Source organism: Geomicrobium sp. JCM 19039, from assembly GCF_000698145.1.
In the GTDB taxonomy this organism is placed as follows: Bacteria; Bacillota; Bacilli; order Bacillales; family Marinococcaceae; genus Geomicrobium_A.
On sequence record NZ_BAXB01000003.1, the window covers coordinates 138,128 to 153,425 of the forward strand.

14 protein-coding genes and 3 pseudogenes are annotated in these 15,298 nt (G+C 43.5%); all 17 read left to right on the forward strand.

What is annotated here, in order from left to right; translation table 11 throughout:
• Positions 1 to 3 precede the first annotated feature (3 nt).
• Positions 4 to 447, forward strand: a complete 444-nt coding sequence (locus JCM19039_RS04880; RefSeq protein WP_042424489.1) for a hypothetical protein — start codon at positions 4 to 6, stop codon at positions 445 to 447.
• Positions 447 to 698: a hypothetical protein gene (locus JCM19039_RS04885; protein WP_042424492.1), complete on the forward strand. Its 252-nt coding sequence runs from the start codon at positions 447 to 449 to the stop codon at positions 696 to 698. The genes JCM19039_RS04880 and JCM19039_RS04885 overlap by 1 nt, the downstream gene beginning before the upstream one ends.
• Positions 695 to 2,100, forward strand: a pseudogene (locus tag JCM19039_RS04890) (phage tail sheath family protein). The gene JCM19039_RS04885 and the pseudogene JCM19039_RS04890 overlap by 4 nt, the downstream one beginning before the upstream one ends.
• A 3-nt stretch (positions 2,101 to 2,103) precedes the next feature.
• The gene (locus JCM19039_RS04895) at positions 2,104 to 2,550 is read left to right on the forward strand and encodes a phage tail tube protein (RefSeq protein WP_042424495.1); all 447 of its coding nucleotides are present in this window, start codon (positions 2,104 to 2,106) and stop codon (positions 2,548 to 2,550) included.
• A gap of 50 nt (positions 2,551 to 2,600) precedes the next feature.
• Entirely contained in the window at positions 2,601 to 3,080 is a 480-nt protein-coding gene (locus JCM19039_RS04900; RefSeq protein ID WP_042424499.1) for a hypothetical protein, read from the forward strand.
• A gap of 189 nt (positions 3,081 to 3,269) precedes the next feature.
• Positions 3,270 to 3,824: a hypothetical protein gene (locus tag JCM19039_RS04905; protein WP_042424502.1), complete on the forward strand. Its 555-nt coding sequence runs from the start codon at positions 3,270 to 3,272 to the stop codon at positions 3,822 to 3,824.
• 89 nt (positions 3,825 to 3,913) lie between these two features.
• Entirely contained in the window at positions 3,914 to 7,135 is a 3,222-nt protein-coding gene (locus tag JCM19039_RS04910) for a hypothetical protein (RefSeq protein WP_042424505.1), read from the forward strand.
• A 29-nt stretch (positions 7,136 to 7,164) separates the two neighbouring features.
• On the forward strand, positions 7,165 to 8,358 hold the full coding sequence (locus JCM19039_RS04915; RefSeq protein ID WP_042424508.1) for a peptidoglycan DD-metalloendopeptidase family protein: 1,194 nt from the start codon (positions 7,165 to 7,167) through the stop codon (positions 8,356 to 8,358).
• Positions 8,351 to 8,554, forward strand: coding sequence for a hypothetical protein (locus JCM19039_RS25145; protein ID WP_052398516.1), 204 nt, complete (start codon positions 8,351 to 8,353; stop codon positions 8,552 to 8,554). Before JCM19039_RS04915 ends, JCM19039_RS25145 begins: the two co-directional genes overlap by 8 nt.
• Before the next feature lie 473 nt (positions 8,555 to 9,027).
• Positions 9,028 to 9,981 (forward strand): hypothetical protein, encoded by a 954-nt coding sequence (locus JCM19039_RS04925; protein ID WP_042424512.1) that lies wholly within the window; start codon positions 9,028 to 9,030, stop codon positions 9,979 to 9,981.
• A complete protein-coding gene (locus JCM19039_RS04930) occupies positions 9,982 to 10,320 on the forward strand; it encodes a DUF2577 family protein (RefSeq protein WP_042424515.1) in 339 nt (112 codons plus the stop codon). It abuts the gene before it with no gap.
• Entirely contained in the window at positions 10,308 to 10,406 is a 99-nt protein-coding gene (locus JCM19039_RS27785) for a hypothetical protein (RefSeq protein ID WP_373975034.1), read from the forward strand. Before JCM19039_RS04930 ends, JCM19039_RS27785 begins: the two co-directional genes overlap by 13 nt.
• Positions 10,407 to 10,422: 16 nt before the next feature.
• Positions 10,423 to 10,837 (forward strand): annotated as a pseudogene (locus JCM19039_RS04935) (DUF2634 domain-containing protein).
• Positions 10,838 to 11,881: pseudogene (locus JCM19039_RS04940) on the forward strand (baseplate J/gp47 family protein). It begins immediately after the preceding pseudogene.
• Positions 11,874 to 12,440 (forward strand): putative phage tail protein, encoded by a 567-nt coding sequence (locus JCM19039_RS04945; protein WP_052398518.1) that lies wholly within the window; start codon positions 11,874 to 11,876, stop codon positions 12,438 to 12,440. Before JCM19039_RS04940 ends, JCM19039_RS04945 begins: the two are co-directional and overlap by 8 nt.
• 64 nt (positions 12,441 to 12,504) lie before the next feature.
• Positions 12,505 to 12,882 carry a phage tail protein gene (locus JCM19039_RS04950; RefSeq protein ID WP_152550087.1) on the forward strand — a complete coding sequence of 126 codons (378 nt, stop codon included), beginning with the start codon at positions 12,505 to 12,507 and terminating at the stop codon, positions 12,880 to 12,882.
• Positions 12,882 to 15,296, forward strand: a complete 2,415-nt coding sequence (locus JCM19039_RS04955) for a hypothetical protein (protein WP_042424524.1) — start codon at positions 12,882 to 12,884, stop codon at positions 15,294 to 15,296. Before JCM19039_RS04950 ends, JCM19039_RS04955 begins: the two co-directional genes overlap by 1 nt.
• Positions 15,297 to 15,298 lie beyond the last annotated feature (2 nt).

Here is a 15,298-nt window from a genome sequence, read left to right on the forward strand (position 1 = left end):
CGCATGAATCCAGAAGTAGGATCGATCATGCGTTTTTTCCATGATTTGTTGCCGGTGAAGGTCTATACGCTGTCAGTGCCACAAGATTTTAAGCGACCGTCCATGTATTTCCCGACACCAACTTCTTTTGATAGCTCAGATACAGTAAGTACATTTTTAAAAACGTATACGTTAAACGTGAACATCTTTCATGATGATTCACAACAGGCTTATTCAGCAGCTGAACGAATTGCGGACGTTGTAAGAGCGAAGCGAAGTGTGATACCCCTTATAAACCGTGATGGTCATCCAGAGGATGGGAAACTGCGTATATCAAGCATCGAAACAAGGGTGGGAGAAATGGGTGTGGCAACCATTGCTTTGCAGTGGGATAGTCGCTACAACTATGAGCGTGATCCTGTACCGAGCGTTGAAGATTTTCAAATTGATAGTGGGGTGAAAGAGTAATGACAGAAAAGAAGCAAGAAAAGAAACCGCAAGCAAAAGCTTCTGCATCAAAGACCAGTCAATCTAAACCAGAAACAAAATTTCATGTAGGAGAGTTAAGAGCTCATTGTCGCCAACTCTTTGGAGTAAAACCTGAAGTGTTCGACGGAGCTCTTTTTGATATTAAAACTAGTGAGATCACAAAGTCTGATGTAAAGGAAAAGATTGATACTTTCCTTACTAAGAAAACAAGAAAGGGGGCTAAAGCATGAATGGCGGTACTTTTGCTCCAGGCGTAGAAAAAGAGCGCGCAGGCATTTATTTCCGTTTTACCTCAGCTGCAAATGATCGTCTTTCGGTAGGAGAACGCGGAACAGTTGCACTACCTCTGGAATTGTCTTGGGGTGCTCCTAAGACATTTGTTGAGATAAATGGACCGGATGATGTATTGAAGAAATATGGTCTTAGTGTGAACGATTCATCCGTGTTATTGCTTAAAGAAGCTATGAAAAGAAGCCAAACAGTTCTTGCTTACCGTGTGAATGAAGGTAGTAAGGCAGAGACTGTGATTGGTGAATCCTCTGGTGGTGGAGGAAGCGACGGGGATGACGAAGAAGAAGGTGCTTCGGGTCAGTCCAATGGTCTACGAGCGGTAGCTAAATTTGGCGGCATGAAAGGCAATGATATTCAAATTCGAGTATCGGAAAACGTACTAGACTCAGAATTGTTCGATGTAACCACTTATTTGAATAATGTTGCTGTCAATCGTCAGAGCGTTAGACGGTCATCAGAATTACAAGATAACGATTGGGTGAGCTTTGAGGGCAGCGGTAGACTACAAGAAACAGCGGGTACAAATTTATCTGGCGGTACAAATAGCGAAGCGAGAACGTGGACTACACAGACTTTCTATCGGCTGCTGAACATGTCAGTTATGACACGATAGGCTTACCTGTAGATGACGAGGACCAACTCAAAACTACTTTTGTCAGCTTTGTAAAACGTATGCGAGACGAAACAGGAATTAAGATTACGGGCGTACTGCCTAACTTTGATGGTGACCATGAAGGCATTATCAATGTTACATCTTCTGTTGAGCTTGCCGAGCGAAAATTAAACGTAGCTGAAACAGTGGCTTGGGTTGCTGGTGCTAGCGCCGGTGCAACGATCAATCAATCCCTAACATTTGTGGATTACGAGGGAGCGATAGGCGTCAATGAAGATCTCGACGACGATGAAATTAAAGAACGCCTAAGAAACGGAGAGTTCCTTTTCCATTACGATCCTCGTGATAGAACCGTTAGCGTTGAGAAGGACATTAATTCATTTACTTCGTTCACTGCGGAGAAGAATTATCGTTTTTCTAAGAACCTTATAGTACGTGTGCTTGATGCCATTAACAATGACATCACTAGAGAGCTTAAAGCACTGATTAAGCTTCGTAAAGATCGGGGTCAAGATATTCCGGGTAGTAACGATGGGAAACAGATCATTCGGTCTTTAATCACTGTTTACCTAAATGCTTTACAAGAAGGCGGAGCCATTAAGAATTTTGATCCTAGTGATGATATTGACATTGTATTAACAGATCAAGAAGATGGGTTCATCATTAACTTGGGTGCTCAGCCTGTCGATGCAGCAGAAAAATTCTATTTCGATACGGAGGTGCGATAATCGATGTCATTTCGTGCTCAAAATGCCATTAGTGGCAAGGAGGGGCGTCTCTTCCTCGATGGTGAGGAGATGGCGCATATCAAAGTGTTTGAAGCAAACGTGGAAAAGAACAAGTCTGAAGTGAATATCATGGGACGTCGTATGCAAGGCAACAAGACAACCGGGGCATCTGGGACAGGCACAGCGACCTTTTACAAGGTTACTTCCCAATTCGCCCGTCTGATGCTTGATTATGTTCGAACAGGTGTTGACCCTTATTTTACGATTCAAGGTGTTCTTGATGATCAAAGTTCGAACCGAGGTACGGAACGAGTATCGATTTTCGATGTGAACTTTGATAGTGCTCAAATTGCCCGTTTGGACGTTGATTCAGAAGCATTGGAAGAGGAAGTCCCGTTCACATTTGAAGACTTCGACATTCCAGAAGAACTTAGAAGCGACTTTAACTAGTCGCTTCATCTTTTTTATCTAAAACAAATACTAATAATGGAGTGATTTTGATGACAAATAAAAATGAAAACATGGAAGTAGAAGCAAATGAAGTAGAAACCAAAGGCCGTGACGTTAGTTTCTTCCTTTCCGGCGCTGCGGAAGAAGTGACAAGTGAATTTGTCCCGATTAGTAAGCGATTCAAAGATGGTGAAGGTAAGATTGTTAAATTTGAAATGAAAGCCATTGAAACAGAGAAAGTTGATGAGATTCAAAAACAGTGCATGATTAATGATTACGTCAATCGTAAGCTCGTTGGGAAAAAGCTTGATCAACAACGTTTCAGCGCACGAATTGCTGTTGAGTCTACTCTATATCCAAACTTTAAGGATGCGCAACTTCGCAAATCCTACAAAACTGAAGACCCGATTGAAGTAGCAAAGAAAATGCTTAGCGTGCCTGGTGAATATACCGAATTAATTTCAAACGCAATGCGTATTAACGGATTTGACGACTACGACGAAGATTTGGTGGATGACGTAAAAAACTAATTAAAGAAGGGGATCGAACAGCGATCATTCATTTTTATGCTGTTCATGAGCTTAAATACTCCCCTTCAGATTTAAGAGAACTGCATGATGCGCCAAAACCCTTCAAAGCATGGGTGGAAGGCATCATTGAACATAAGCTTGATTTAGAAGCTGAGAAGAAAAAGAAAGAGAAGAAGGGGGCGAAATAGCATGGCGAAGTTTAAGGCGGTATTTGATCTTCAGGATAAGGTTACCAAAAAGCTTGAAAAGATGACCAAGGGATTTACTGATTTTAACCAAAAAGTAGATGACATGGTTCAAAAGACGAATAATCCCATCACAATTGATGCAGAAGACAATGCCTCTAAAACCATCGACCGTGTCAATCGCTCCGTTGATAAGCTCAATGGCAAGAACGTCAATTATGAAGTTGGTGCTCAGGACAACGCTACGAGGGTTTTTGAACGAATAGACCGAGCAGTGAATCGGTTTACTAAGCCTAGAATTATTGAGGTGTTAACGAGCGACCGAGCGACAACACGCCTTGAGCGTATTAATCAATACTTAAGGAGACGCTTCCCTCGAACGCATGAGATCGTCGTACGGGCACTTGATTACGCAAGTCGTCCGATACGAGCGATTGCGAACATTGCCGGTCGAATGGCAAAGCGTATCTATGCGTTTACGGTGTTAGCTTATGACACGGCATCGCCCATTTTGCGTAGGATCGGCAGAAGCTTATTAGCTTTTGCTGGCCGTGCCTAGCTTTTACCATCCGCGCAATTGATATGGCAACTCGAACACTGTCACGAATTGGTGCCACTGCAGAATCAATCGTACGTCGAAGCTATACCATGACTGTACGCGTTGCAGATTTAGCTACACGACCTTTAAGAGCCATTGGTAGATTAGCTACGTCCACGCTCGGTATGTTAGGTGTGGGTGGCGGGATTTATGGTGGTGTATACAAACCTTTAAATATGGTAATTGAACGCGAAGGCATTGAAACAGCTTTTGAGGTGTTACTCGGAAGTCGTGGAGCTGCAAACGACCGTATCAGGGACTTAGACCAATTCGCTAAAACAACATCCTTTATGCGAGATGAGATCTATAAATCATCACGCATCCTTCAAACATTCACTGGTGATGCATTATCGACAAGTGATGGTTTGCGACTGATTGGAGATGTTGCTGCAGGTACTCAACACGGCATAGAAGAAACGTCTGTTTGGTTTGGGCGAATGTATGATGCGATGAGATCGGGACGTCCAATTGGCGAAGCTACTGCAAGATTGCAAGAGATGGGGGCAATCAGTGGTGAAGGACGTGAGCGACTCGAGGCCTTGGCTGAAAGTGGCGAAGATATTTCAAAGACATGGCCGAAAGCGGCTAGGGAATTTGAAAAGTTCAATGGCATTATGGAGAACATTGCAAACAACTTAGAAGGCCTATTACTAGATGTACGAACTTTCGTTGGTGACGAGATCTTTCTTAGATGGGGCCAAGGGATGGCTAAAGGATTAACGGCTTCTTTGGAAGGCTTTCGGGAATGGCGTAGTGCAAGCGCTGAAAATATTGAGCGAATGGGCGAAGAGATGGAGCGTTTAGGCGAAAGAGCAGCCGAACGCTTTTTTAATGCGCTGAATCCTATATTTTCGTTCGCGGCAGAACAGTTTGAAATCTTGTTCCCTGGCATCAATGATCAACATGCGGAAATGGCTGTATTAATGGGTGACACAGGCATGGAAGCAGAGATTGCTAAGATTCGAGAGTTAGAACGAACCCCTTTTAATGCTCGTCTTTCTATTGTGATGGATAATACGCGTGATGTGTTCGGGGACTGGTGGGAGAACACCGGTCAAGCTCAGTTAAACAATATGGCTGAGAAAGTTGGTCAGGCATATGGCGGCATTATTAATGGTGTCATCAATGCACTATTAGGAAATGATAACGAATCTACTGGAAATGCTTTTATTGACGCAGGAATGGAAGCCGGTAAGAGTTTTGCGGATAGTTTTATTGAAGCTTTAAATCCAGCAGATCTTATGAATAGAGTATGGGATCAAGTTGCGAGAGCTAATTCAAACGAAACGTCTTTAGCAGAAGGTATTATTACCAACGTTTTAATTTTAGCGGCAGCTTCTAAACTATTAAAACTTCTTGGTCCTGTGGCAGGTCTAGGTAGAGGTTTATTCAATGCCGGAAAAGGAGCCGCAGGCTGGGCGGGTGGATTATTTACTGGTGGTAAAGGTAAACAAAAAGGAATGCCTCGCGGAGCTTTTCAAGACACTGCAGGTGCTTGGCATCGCTCAAACGGTCAATACATGTCTAAGGAAGAAGTTGCAGGTTATCAGTCCAAACAAGAAGCTAGACAGCAACGCAAAGCAAGTCGTTCTTATCGTGGTGGTGCTTGGGTAAGAACAGCCGGTGCGCTAGGAGGATTATTCTCTTTATCTCCATCTGCGAAGAAAACGTCAGCTGATGTAGGTCGCCAAACAAGGAGTCAACGACATGGTCCTGGAGTCTGGGGTCGCGTAGTTGGATCTACTAAAGGTTTGTTTAGACAAAATGCTCCAGCAACGGGATTTATTAATTCACCACAGCCTCCTGGCGGCGGAGGAATTAATCGTACGTTAGGTAGATTTATTCGTCCTTTGATGTTTGGTGCTGGACTAATGGAAGTAGCCAACGCTGAGGAAGGAGAGCGAGGTGGTTTACTTGCCTCACTAAGTGGTTCGTTTGCTGGCGGTGCTGCAGGCGCAAAAGGCGGGGCCGCATTAGGCGCTCTTCTTGGACCTAAAGGTGCAGTTGCTGGTGGTATTCTCGGCGGTATTGGTGGCGCAATCGGTGGTGAGAAATTCGCTGATTGGATGTATAATCTGGATTTCACTCCACTTAAAGAAGGCTTTGGTAATGCATGGAGTTGGATTACAGAAAAGTGGGCATCGTTTTCATCATGGTTCTTAGATAACGTCTGGAACCCTTTAGTTGATACTGTTACGAATGTCGTTGAATGGATCTCAGAGAAATGGTCAGCATTTTCCATATGGTTTACGGAGAGTGTTTGGGAGCCGATTAAGAATGCAGCAATCAATACGATAAACTTCTTTGTTGGATTATTTGATGCGGCTTGGTTAATAATTTCGACCGTATGGGGTATTGCTTCTGAGTGGTTTGTTGAGAACGTTTGGAATCCTGTTAAAGAAGGGGTAACACTTGCAGCTCTATGGGTTTGGGAACAACTAGTAGATGCTTGGACCTGGATTTCTGAAACATGGGGGATCGTATCAGAGTGGTTCATGGAAAATGTTTGGAATCCAGTCATTGAAGGAGTAACTGCAGCTGGAATTTGGATTTTTGAACGATTATTGGATGCATATCTATGGATTCAAGAAACATGGAATTCGGCAGTTGAATGGTTTGATGAAACTGTTTGGCAGCCATTAATGGATGCATTAACACCACTAGCTCTATGGTTCTCTGAAAAATTCCAAGAAGCTTACGATTGGATGAGTGAGGTTTGGGAGCCGGTTGCAGCATGGTTCCAAGAAACGGTATGGGACCCTGTAGAATCTGCAGTCACTACAGTAGGAGAGGCTATCAGTGGTGCTTTTGAAGCGGCATGGTCGGTAGTTGAACCAATTTGGAGTAAGATACAAGATGCATGGAATGCCGTGTCTGGATGGGGCGATACCATCAAAGGCTGGGGCGGCAATGTAGTTACTTTTGTACAAGACATGGTTGGTCGAGGAGAGGATGTAACCGGTTGGCAAGGAGAGTACGCCAATGGTGGAATTATAACAAAGCCTCACGTTGGTTTGGTAGGTGAAGCAGGTGCTGAAGCCATCATTCCATTATCCGCAACCCGCCGATCACGTGCTCTCGATCTCTATGAACAAACAGGAAAGATGTTAGGGGTACAACCCTATGCGAACGGCGGTATCGTTGGCGGTGCTTTACCAATGGCAGCAGGTCAAGCAAGCACTGTATATGCATCCGTAGGTGTAAATTCAATTGGCACATCTGGCTTGGACGCGATGCTGAGAAAGTTGGCCAGAAATTTTCTGAGTCTGTAGGTGAAGGAGTTAATGGAAAAGTCGTTTCATTGGATCAATGGAAGAAGCGAAACATCCAAACCCCATTCACTCAGACAGTGAATGAAGCGCCGCAATACGGAACGGGCATGGTTTTAAACTTTGCTCAAGGCCAAGACAGCACGCCAACTAACACCAACAGCTATTTACAGGCCCACGTTCATACACCGTTTAACCAAATGCAAGCACACGCCCCGCAATGGGGTACTGGTGCGATGCGTGAATTTATATCGGGCATTAACAGTAGCGGCCCGCAAGTCAGTCAAGCAGCATCAGAACTGGCTAAACGGGTAGAAGAAGCATTCCGCCGTGAATTGGGCATTAATTCACCTTCAAGAGTGCTAGCTGAACTCGGTCAGTTTTCGGCATTAGGATTTGTTCAAGGGCTTAGCGATGTTGATATGGATAAGTTTGCAAAGAAACAGCTTGACGCTTTGCTTGCTACGTTTGCAGCATTTAATCCGAACTTCGGAGGACAATTCCGCATGACTTCTGGATTTGGTCCACGTTCTTCACCAGGAGGCATTGGCAGTACTAATCATCGCGGCGTAGACTTTGCGGCACCTATGGGAACACCGATCCGAGCGCAAGCCGGAGGGATGGTGAACTTCGCAGGTGTTCAAGGCGGTTACGGCAACATAGTCCGTATTACGGGTGCGGGTGGTTTAGAGTATCTCTATGCTCATAATTCGGCGAACCTTGTAAGACAAGGGCAAATGGTCTCACCGGGTCAGATCATCGGTCTTGTGGGAAGTACAGGAAATAGCACGGGACCACATGTCCATTATGAAGTAAGAAGAAACGGCTCAGCTATCAATCCGATGGGCGGTCATATTAATGCCTTTGCAAGAGGAGGAATCGTTGATAATGACCAATTGGCACGAATCGGTGAAGGAAACAAGCGTGAAGTTGTTATTCCGCTTGAGCGCTATCGTAACCGAGCATTGGGCTTGCTTTCATACGCTCAGGAAGAGTTGGGTGTGCAGGATTCTCTTGGATCTGACCAAACGGCCGTTGCTTTAAGCAGTGGCTCTTCCAGAAATAAATCTGTAGCACAGGTTACAAAGGAAGTCATTCTGCAGTTTAATGGAGACAACCACTTCCATAACGATATGGATAAAGCTGAATTTGAACGAATGGTTACGGAAGCTGTAGAAAAAGCACTTGAAGAAGATGACTTTGAAGGAGGTACGTATATTGGCTAAGAGCGTCTATGAATTTTGGCTATCATGGCAACAGGAAAAAGAGAAATTCCGACTTCCCGTACTTCCGGAGAAGTTGGACATCGTTTTTCCTACCAATCACGTGAATATAAATATTGCGAAGCAAGGAGAAATCGTTCGTATTCAAGAACCAATGGCTCGAACGATCGAGTTCTCCTCTTTTTCCAAAGCAATCTAGTAGTCTCGTAGAATTTGAGGACTTTTGGGACCCGTGGGAGTATGTAAAACAAATTGAAAAATGGATGAAGAGTACGAGGCCAATTCGCTTTATTGTGACTGGTACGCCAATTAATCTTGCGATGGCAATTGAAGACTTCCGTCCCTCTGAGGAAGGTGGAGCAATTGGTGATCTATCCTACGAAATGAGGTTGAAGAAATTCACCTTCGTTTCTCATCGAACTGTAGAAATTAAAGACAGTAAACCGCAAAAGTCAAAAGAAGAACGCCCAGTGGAAAAAGCAAAAGCGAAGAGGTATACCGTGCGTCGTGGTGACACGCTTTACGCAATATCGGGTCGGCAGATATCTACGGTGACTCCTCTCAATGGAAAAAGATCTGGGAGGCTAATAAGGACATGTTAGTTCGTCGCGACTCAAGAAACCGTTCTCGTCCGGGTCATTGGATTTATCCCGAACAGGAGTTGAAAATCCCATGATTACGTTACAACTCATACGAGGAAACGAAATGACAGAGTTACCGACTGAATCGATAACGTGGAGCGGTCAACGTTATCACGCAGCACGTAAATTAGAAGCAAGGGTTTACTATCGCCAAGTGAGGATGGGAGACACCTTGCTTTTCAAATGGTATGACAACGAAGTATTCCGAGGCACCGTGTTTACGACTTCTTTAACGAAGGACATGGTCCTTTCTGTGACTGCTTATGATATGCTGCAATATTTGATGCTAAACAAAGATGTTTATGTATTTAACAACCGTAATTTGTCACAAATATTTATTCGCATTTGTAATGATAAGAGCATCCCATATTCAGTCATTGAGGGCTCTCGTTATGTGATCAAATCCCTATCTTTTGTAAACGAAACATCGCTATACGATATGGTTCTGAAAGCGATGATTGAAACAGAGAAGCACACAGGGGTTAAGTATCGTCTTGAATCAAGACGTGGAAAGGCACAACTTCTCCCGCCATCATCAGCGCCAAGGATGCACGTGTTGGAGACAGGCAGAAATATTGAAGACTTTACCCTAACGTCAAGTATTGAAGAAACAGCAACTCAGGTGAAATTAGTTACCGGTGAAGAGGATGATCAGAAAACATCAATTGTTCGTGATGATGAAGGACGCAGCCGTTACGGGGTGCTACAACATTTTGAAAAAGTAACGGAGGATCTGAATCAAGCCCAGCTCGACCATCGCGCAAACACAATTCTTCGTAAAAGAAGAGGTAGGAAGGAAACGCTTGACCTTGAAGGTCTTGGACATCGAGAGATTTATTCAGGTCGGCCTGTACATGTGACAATTGATAACCCTTCTACGGATAAGAAAATGATTGTTGATGATGATATGCACACATTCGAGGGAAACTCCCATCGGATGAGCATAAGTGTGATTGATGATGATGAATTCCCAGAGGTGAACTAGTTGGGACTAAAACAACTGATTGGAAAAATTGCGAAAGAAACGGTTGATGCCAGCAATCCTGTTCAAATTTTATCGGCAACGGTAGTTTCTGCACCACCTGAAATCAGTATTAAGCTGAAAAATAATGACAAGTTAATATTTGAAAAAGAGAGCCTGTTAATAGCTGAGAAGCTCACAACGCACTCAAAAAAGATGCGTATTACTTCATCGAACGCGAACCTAAGTGGTGCTGTAATAAACAGTGCTATGAGTCTGCTGGTTCTGGCCATACGCACTCCATTCGATCGATTGGAATTGATGGCGGAAGGCTCACAGCAGAAGTCGAAGTGGAATTCTTAGATGAATTACAAGTAGGCGACAAGGTTGTTGTTGAAATGATTCAGGGTGGCGAGAAATTTTTGATACTTGACCGATATAGATCTTAATTTAAGGGTGGTAAACATGGCTCTATCTCCTGAACTTGAACTGGAGTTTGATACTGAGCAAGAAGTTGAAATTGAGACTTCTCGCACTTACCGTATTGATTTCGAGAATAAGCGCATAACAAATGAGATGATTTCGGGATTAGATGCAGTTTCGACAGTTTGTCATTTTGTCCCTACGCTTCCCACGTTTTGCTTACTCAATGTTTAGCGCAAACATCGGCAGCGAGCTAGAAGAATTAATTAAGGATGAGGAAGCGACGATTGCTCTAAAAAAGACGGAAATTCCGCGATTGATTGAAGAGGCTCTGATTTATGATGAGCGGATCGATGCAGTGACAAACTTTACCATTGAACATGTCGACGATGCATTTCATGTGAATTTTACCGTCGAATCAAATGAAGGGGCATTGGAGTTTGAGGAGGTGATTTAGTTGTTTGAAAATGAAACCTTTCCAGTGATTATGGAACGGATGCTCGAGAGGTTGCCTGATGACTTAGATAAACGAGAGGGATCCATCATTTGGAAGGCACTAGCAGCTTCAGCTGTTGAACAAGCTCAAGCATATATTTGGATGGATATAGTGCTCGAACAGATATTTGCGGATACAGCTAGCGGTGAGTTCTTGGACCGTCGGGCAGGCGAAGTGGGCGTTGAACGAAACAGTGCGACGCGTGCAATTCGGCGTGCTTCATTTAACACTGCTGTTGAAGAGGGGGAACGATTTTTATTGAGGACGAAGACCTTTATTTTGTAGTTACTGAGTCAGGTAGAGATGCACGGTAGAATGTGAAACCGTAGGAACCGCAGGTAATGCATTTATTGAGGGTCAACCCATGTTACCAGTTGATAACATTCCAGGGCTTGAATCCGCAGTTATCGGTGAAGTTTTAATTCCAGGTCAAAGCGAAGAGAGCGATGAGTCTTTGTTTGAGCGCTATCAAACACGCGCGCGAAGAGAAGCTGCTAGCGCCAATAAAGCCCACTATAAACAATGGCTGAAGAAGCACAGGGTGTTGGACAGGCAAGAGTGTTCCCGTTAGCAGATGGAGATGGAACGGTATCAGTCGTTATACTTAATGCTGATAATGGTCCAGCTTCTCAGGAACTTGTGGAAGCGGCGCAAGAATATATTGATCCAGTTCCTCGTATGGGGGAAGGCCAGGCGCCAGTGGGTGCACTAGCAACCGTAAGGAGTGCTGAAGTACACACAGTAGATATTAGCGCAAATGTGGCGCTAACATCTGGGTATGACATCGAGGATGCAGAGGAAGAAATTCAAGGTGCGCTTGTTGAATTTTTTAGGTCCATTGCCTTTAATGATGATGTTGTTCGTATTTCATCGTTAAACAACCTCTTTTTTAGCGCTACTAGTATAGTTGATTATGCTGACGTCCGTATTAATGGATCAACCGAAAACTTACAGCTTAGTGAGCGAGAGATTCCGCAGCTTGGTGAGGTGAACTTAGATGTCTAAGTTTGAAGAAATGAAGGCGATGTATCCTCCTATCCTGCACGAGCTTAGAGAAATGAAAGAAATCCTAAGTACAGAGGCTCCTGAATACGAGAAACTTAATGGTGCCATTGACAACGATCTAAGAGATCAGCAGTTTATAAGCAGCGCCACATGGTCTTTGAGCAGGTGGGAGCGGTTTCTAAACGTTGAATCATCACGCCATGATGACATCTATGTTAGGCGGGCTATGCTCATAAACAAACGCTCGAACATTCCACCAATCACAATACGTGCTTTACAACGTTCAGTTAATCAGTTTCTTTTGAATCCGTCTGCGAAGGTGAAGCTAGACCATGAAAATTACCATCTCTTTGCGACGGTATCTGCAGGTGATTTGCGCTATGAGACGCAAATTTTCCAAACGGTTGAAACGATGAAGCCTGCACATTTACGTTTTAGCTTATCATTAGAATATGAAGGTATTCGCTCAGGATGGCGAGAGGAGACTAGTATAAATCAGTTCTCTTGTCCTGTACCTAGGGAAGAGCTTTATCCTTTAAATGATTTGATTCCGTGTTGATAGTGAGGAGGAACGTCATTGTATTGGTCAGGAAAGTATATTTTTAAACTAGACGTTAAAGAGGTTGTGCATAACGACATACACAACAGCGTTGAACCTTCTTCGTGATCTACTTGCCGGTATCGATCGAGATCCTAAGATTAAATCTATTGCATTCGGGGACGATGGGTCACCAATAAACGTCCAAGACACGCAACTAGGCAATGAAAAATTTCGAAAGGATTTTGACAGCATTGAACGAACCGAAACAGGAACGGTCGAATACAGCGTGTTTATCACAGACGAGGAGGCTACTTTCCGTATTAGGGAAGCGGCCGTTTTTTGTGAGGACGGGACTATGATTAGCCGCATACTGTATAACTTAGATAAAAGTGATGATGCACATCCGTTTTCTTTTGAGGTCGTTCGCAGAGATATTATTGCCAGGGGAGGTGAGGATTAATGCCTTATGAAAAAACGCATTGGAGACCAGGGCAAGGACCTGGTATTAGTGCTGAACGATTAAATAAAATTGAACAAGGCATTGCTGATGCTCATCAATTAGTGGATGAAAGCACGCTTATGCTTGAGCTAGATTTTGCATCAGCTTCAGAGCCACCATCCGTTTTCCCACTCGGAATCACTACATTTAGAACGTGGAGCGATGACGCAGGCTGGCCGACGCAGCACGGTCTAGTCACGACTAACTATCAACAGGACAACGCCTACGCCTATCAGACGTTTTTGAGCACGGACAGTGACGCAGTGTTCATGTACCGCAATTGGGCTAGTGACCGTCAACAGTGGCGTGAATGGAAGCGGATGGCGGACGGGGAGTCATTTGATGAGCACGTCGCCAACACCAACATTCACCACATTCATCATAATCAACAAATCCTTAATCAACTAACTCAGGATATACAAAAGAAATTGGTGTTTAATGGAGTTAGGTATGTAGATAAGCCTTATGTAGATGGTGTGGTACGAGATGTTGCCAACTTAAATCTTCATCTTGAGGCAAGTCAGCGTGTAGAGAATGGCGCTACTATTGGCGACACATTTGACGGTAGTGGAGAATTGGGCGATGGTGGCATTGGTATGTCGTGGGAAGGTGGAAACCAGACAGACAGGACTAGTGAAGGCATCAGTGTAAATCCTAATACTTTATCTTCTGCCAGACGAATTACTAAATATAATAGCCCCGATGGTAATGTCCCAGAAATCGACTTTGAATCGTTAGGTATTGTTTTAGATGATCACGGCAGTATTACAGATACTCTACACCCATTAGATGGTCATCAAAGATTCCTAAAATTGGGGGATAAATACTTCCTTGCAGTTAGCGAGATAAAAAGTGATATAACGAGAAGAAGGCACGTTATTTTAGTGAGCGAGGACAACTGTCAAACTTGGGATTTACATGCTTCTGTGACATCACTTAGAGCTTCGAACTTTTGTGCGATGGATACAGATGGAAATCATCTGTTTATTGTATATACACAACAAGTTTCAAGCACAAGGAGTAGTCTTTCTCATGATATTCATTTTTGTCGTGTTAGTGTTGAAACTGGAAACGTCTCGGAAAGAATTAGGATTACGTCAATTGGTGCAGACTTTACACATACCACTTCTGCTATGCTTCACTATAGACCAACAATACACTTTAGTGAGTCAAGGAACGAGATTCATATTGCCTGTGTAGTCAACTATAATGCAAACGGGACTGTTAATGATGTCGCTTCCGGTCGGCTAAGGCATTGGTACTGCAATGTAGATGATTATGAATGGGAGGGGACTTTACCTACAGACAGCACAGGAAATCGTTTTGCTACTGATGCCTATATTACTTCAGACGCTCAAGGATTTATACGCCTTTATAGTATTGGGTACTTCGCAAACTTTACTAGGAATGTATTGTACGTAAACTTATTTGACAACAGCAAAATATGGGCACATTCCCCTGCATCAAATAATGCTGGCTACGGCTATGCTTCCTATACTATGTCAGAACCTAGACCGCATCTTTTTACTAGCGCCAGAGCACGGGCTGAATATGCTTCTGAGTTCCCTCTGCACATGGATGTGAATAGAGATGCAAGAGGGAACCATTATATCTCATTCGACTTCTTAACAGATGTAGACACAACAACACTTGGAGATGGCAGACATAAGACAGACACAGTGTGTGTGGTTAATAATGGCTCTAGTGTCCGTTCTGATGAATTTCTTAGAAGGGATATAGGGGATGCAAACATAAATGCGTACAATAAGTTCTTCATAGATGCTTTTGATAACATGGCTTTACTATTCAACTTTATAAATAATGCTGGGTGGTCGCTTAGAATTGTTGATCCAGCACAAACACCTAACATTAGTGCATTGTTATTTGATAGTGCAGATGTTGATTCGTCGCCCATGTTTGGGCTTTACGAATTACAAGTAGTGAAAACAAGAGATCCTAGCATGCTGACCGAACTCAATATACGTCACCCCTCAATTAGTAATGTACCACCCACTGTTTGGTATAACAATTCGGACAACAAGTTGCATTTCACAGGTTTTTGGCGTGATGTACTGTTTTCAGAACCAGACTCAGAGCTAAACGGTTCAGCGAGATATAGAATAGAACGTAACACGAATGAAGTGGTGCTGTGGATACAAACCACTGAAGATATAGAAAACTTGCGTGCTTTTGCTAATGGCGCTGAGATAGACAGGGGTTCTTCTGCTAACTCATTGGGAACGGAATATAAGTTCGTATACAGAACTGAAGAGTCGGAAGAAGTTAATATCGATTTAGAATTGACCGCCAAATCACAAGGCAGACAGCCTATTATTGCTATTACTAAGATCATTGGTGGTGTCTCAGTAAACTAAAG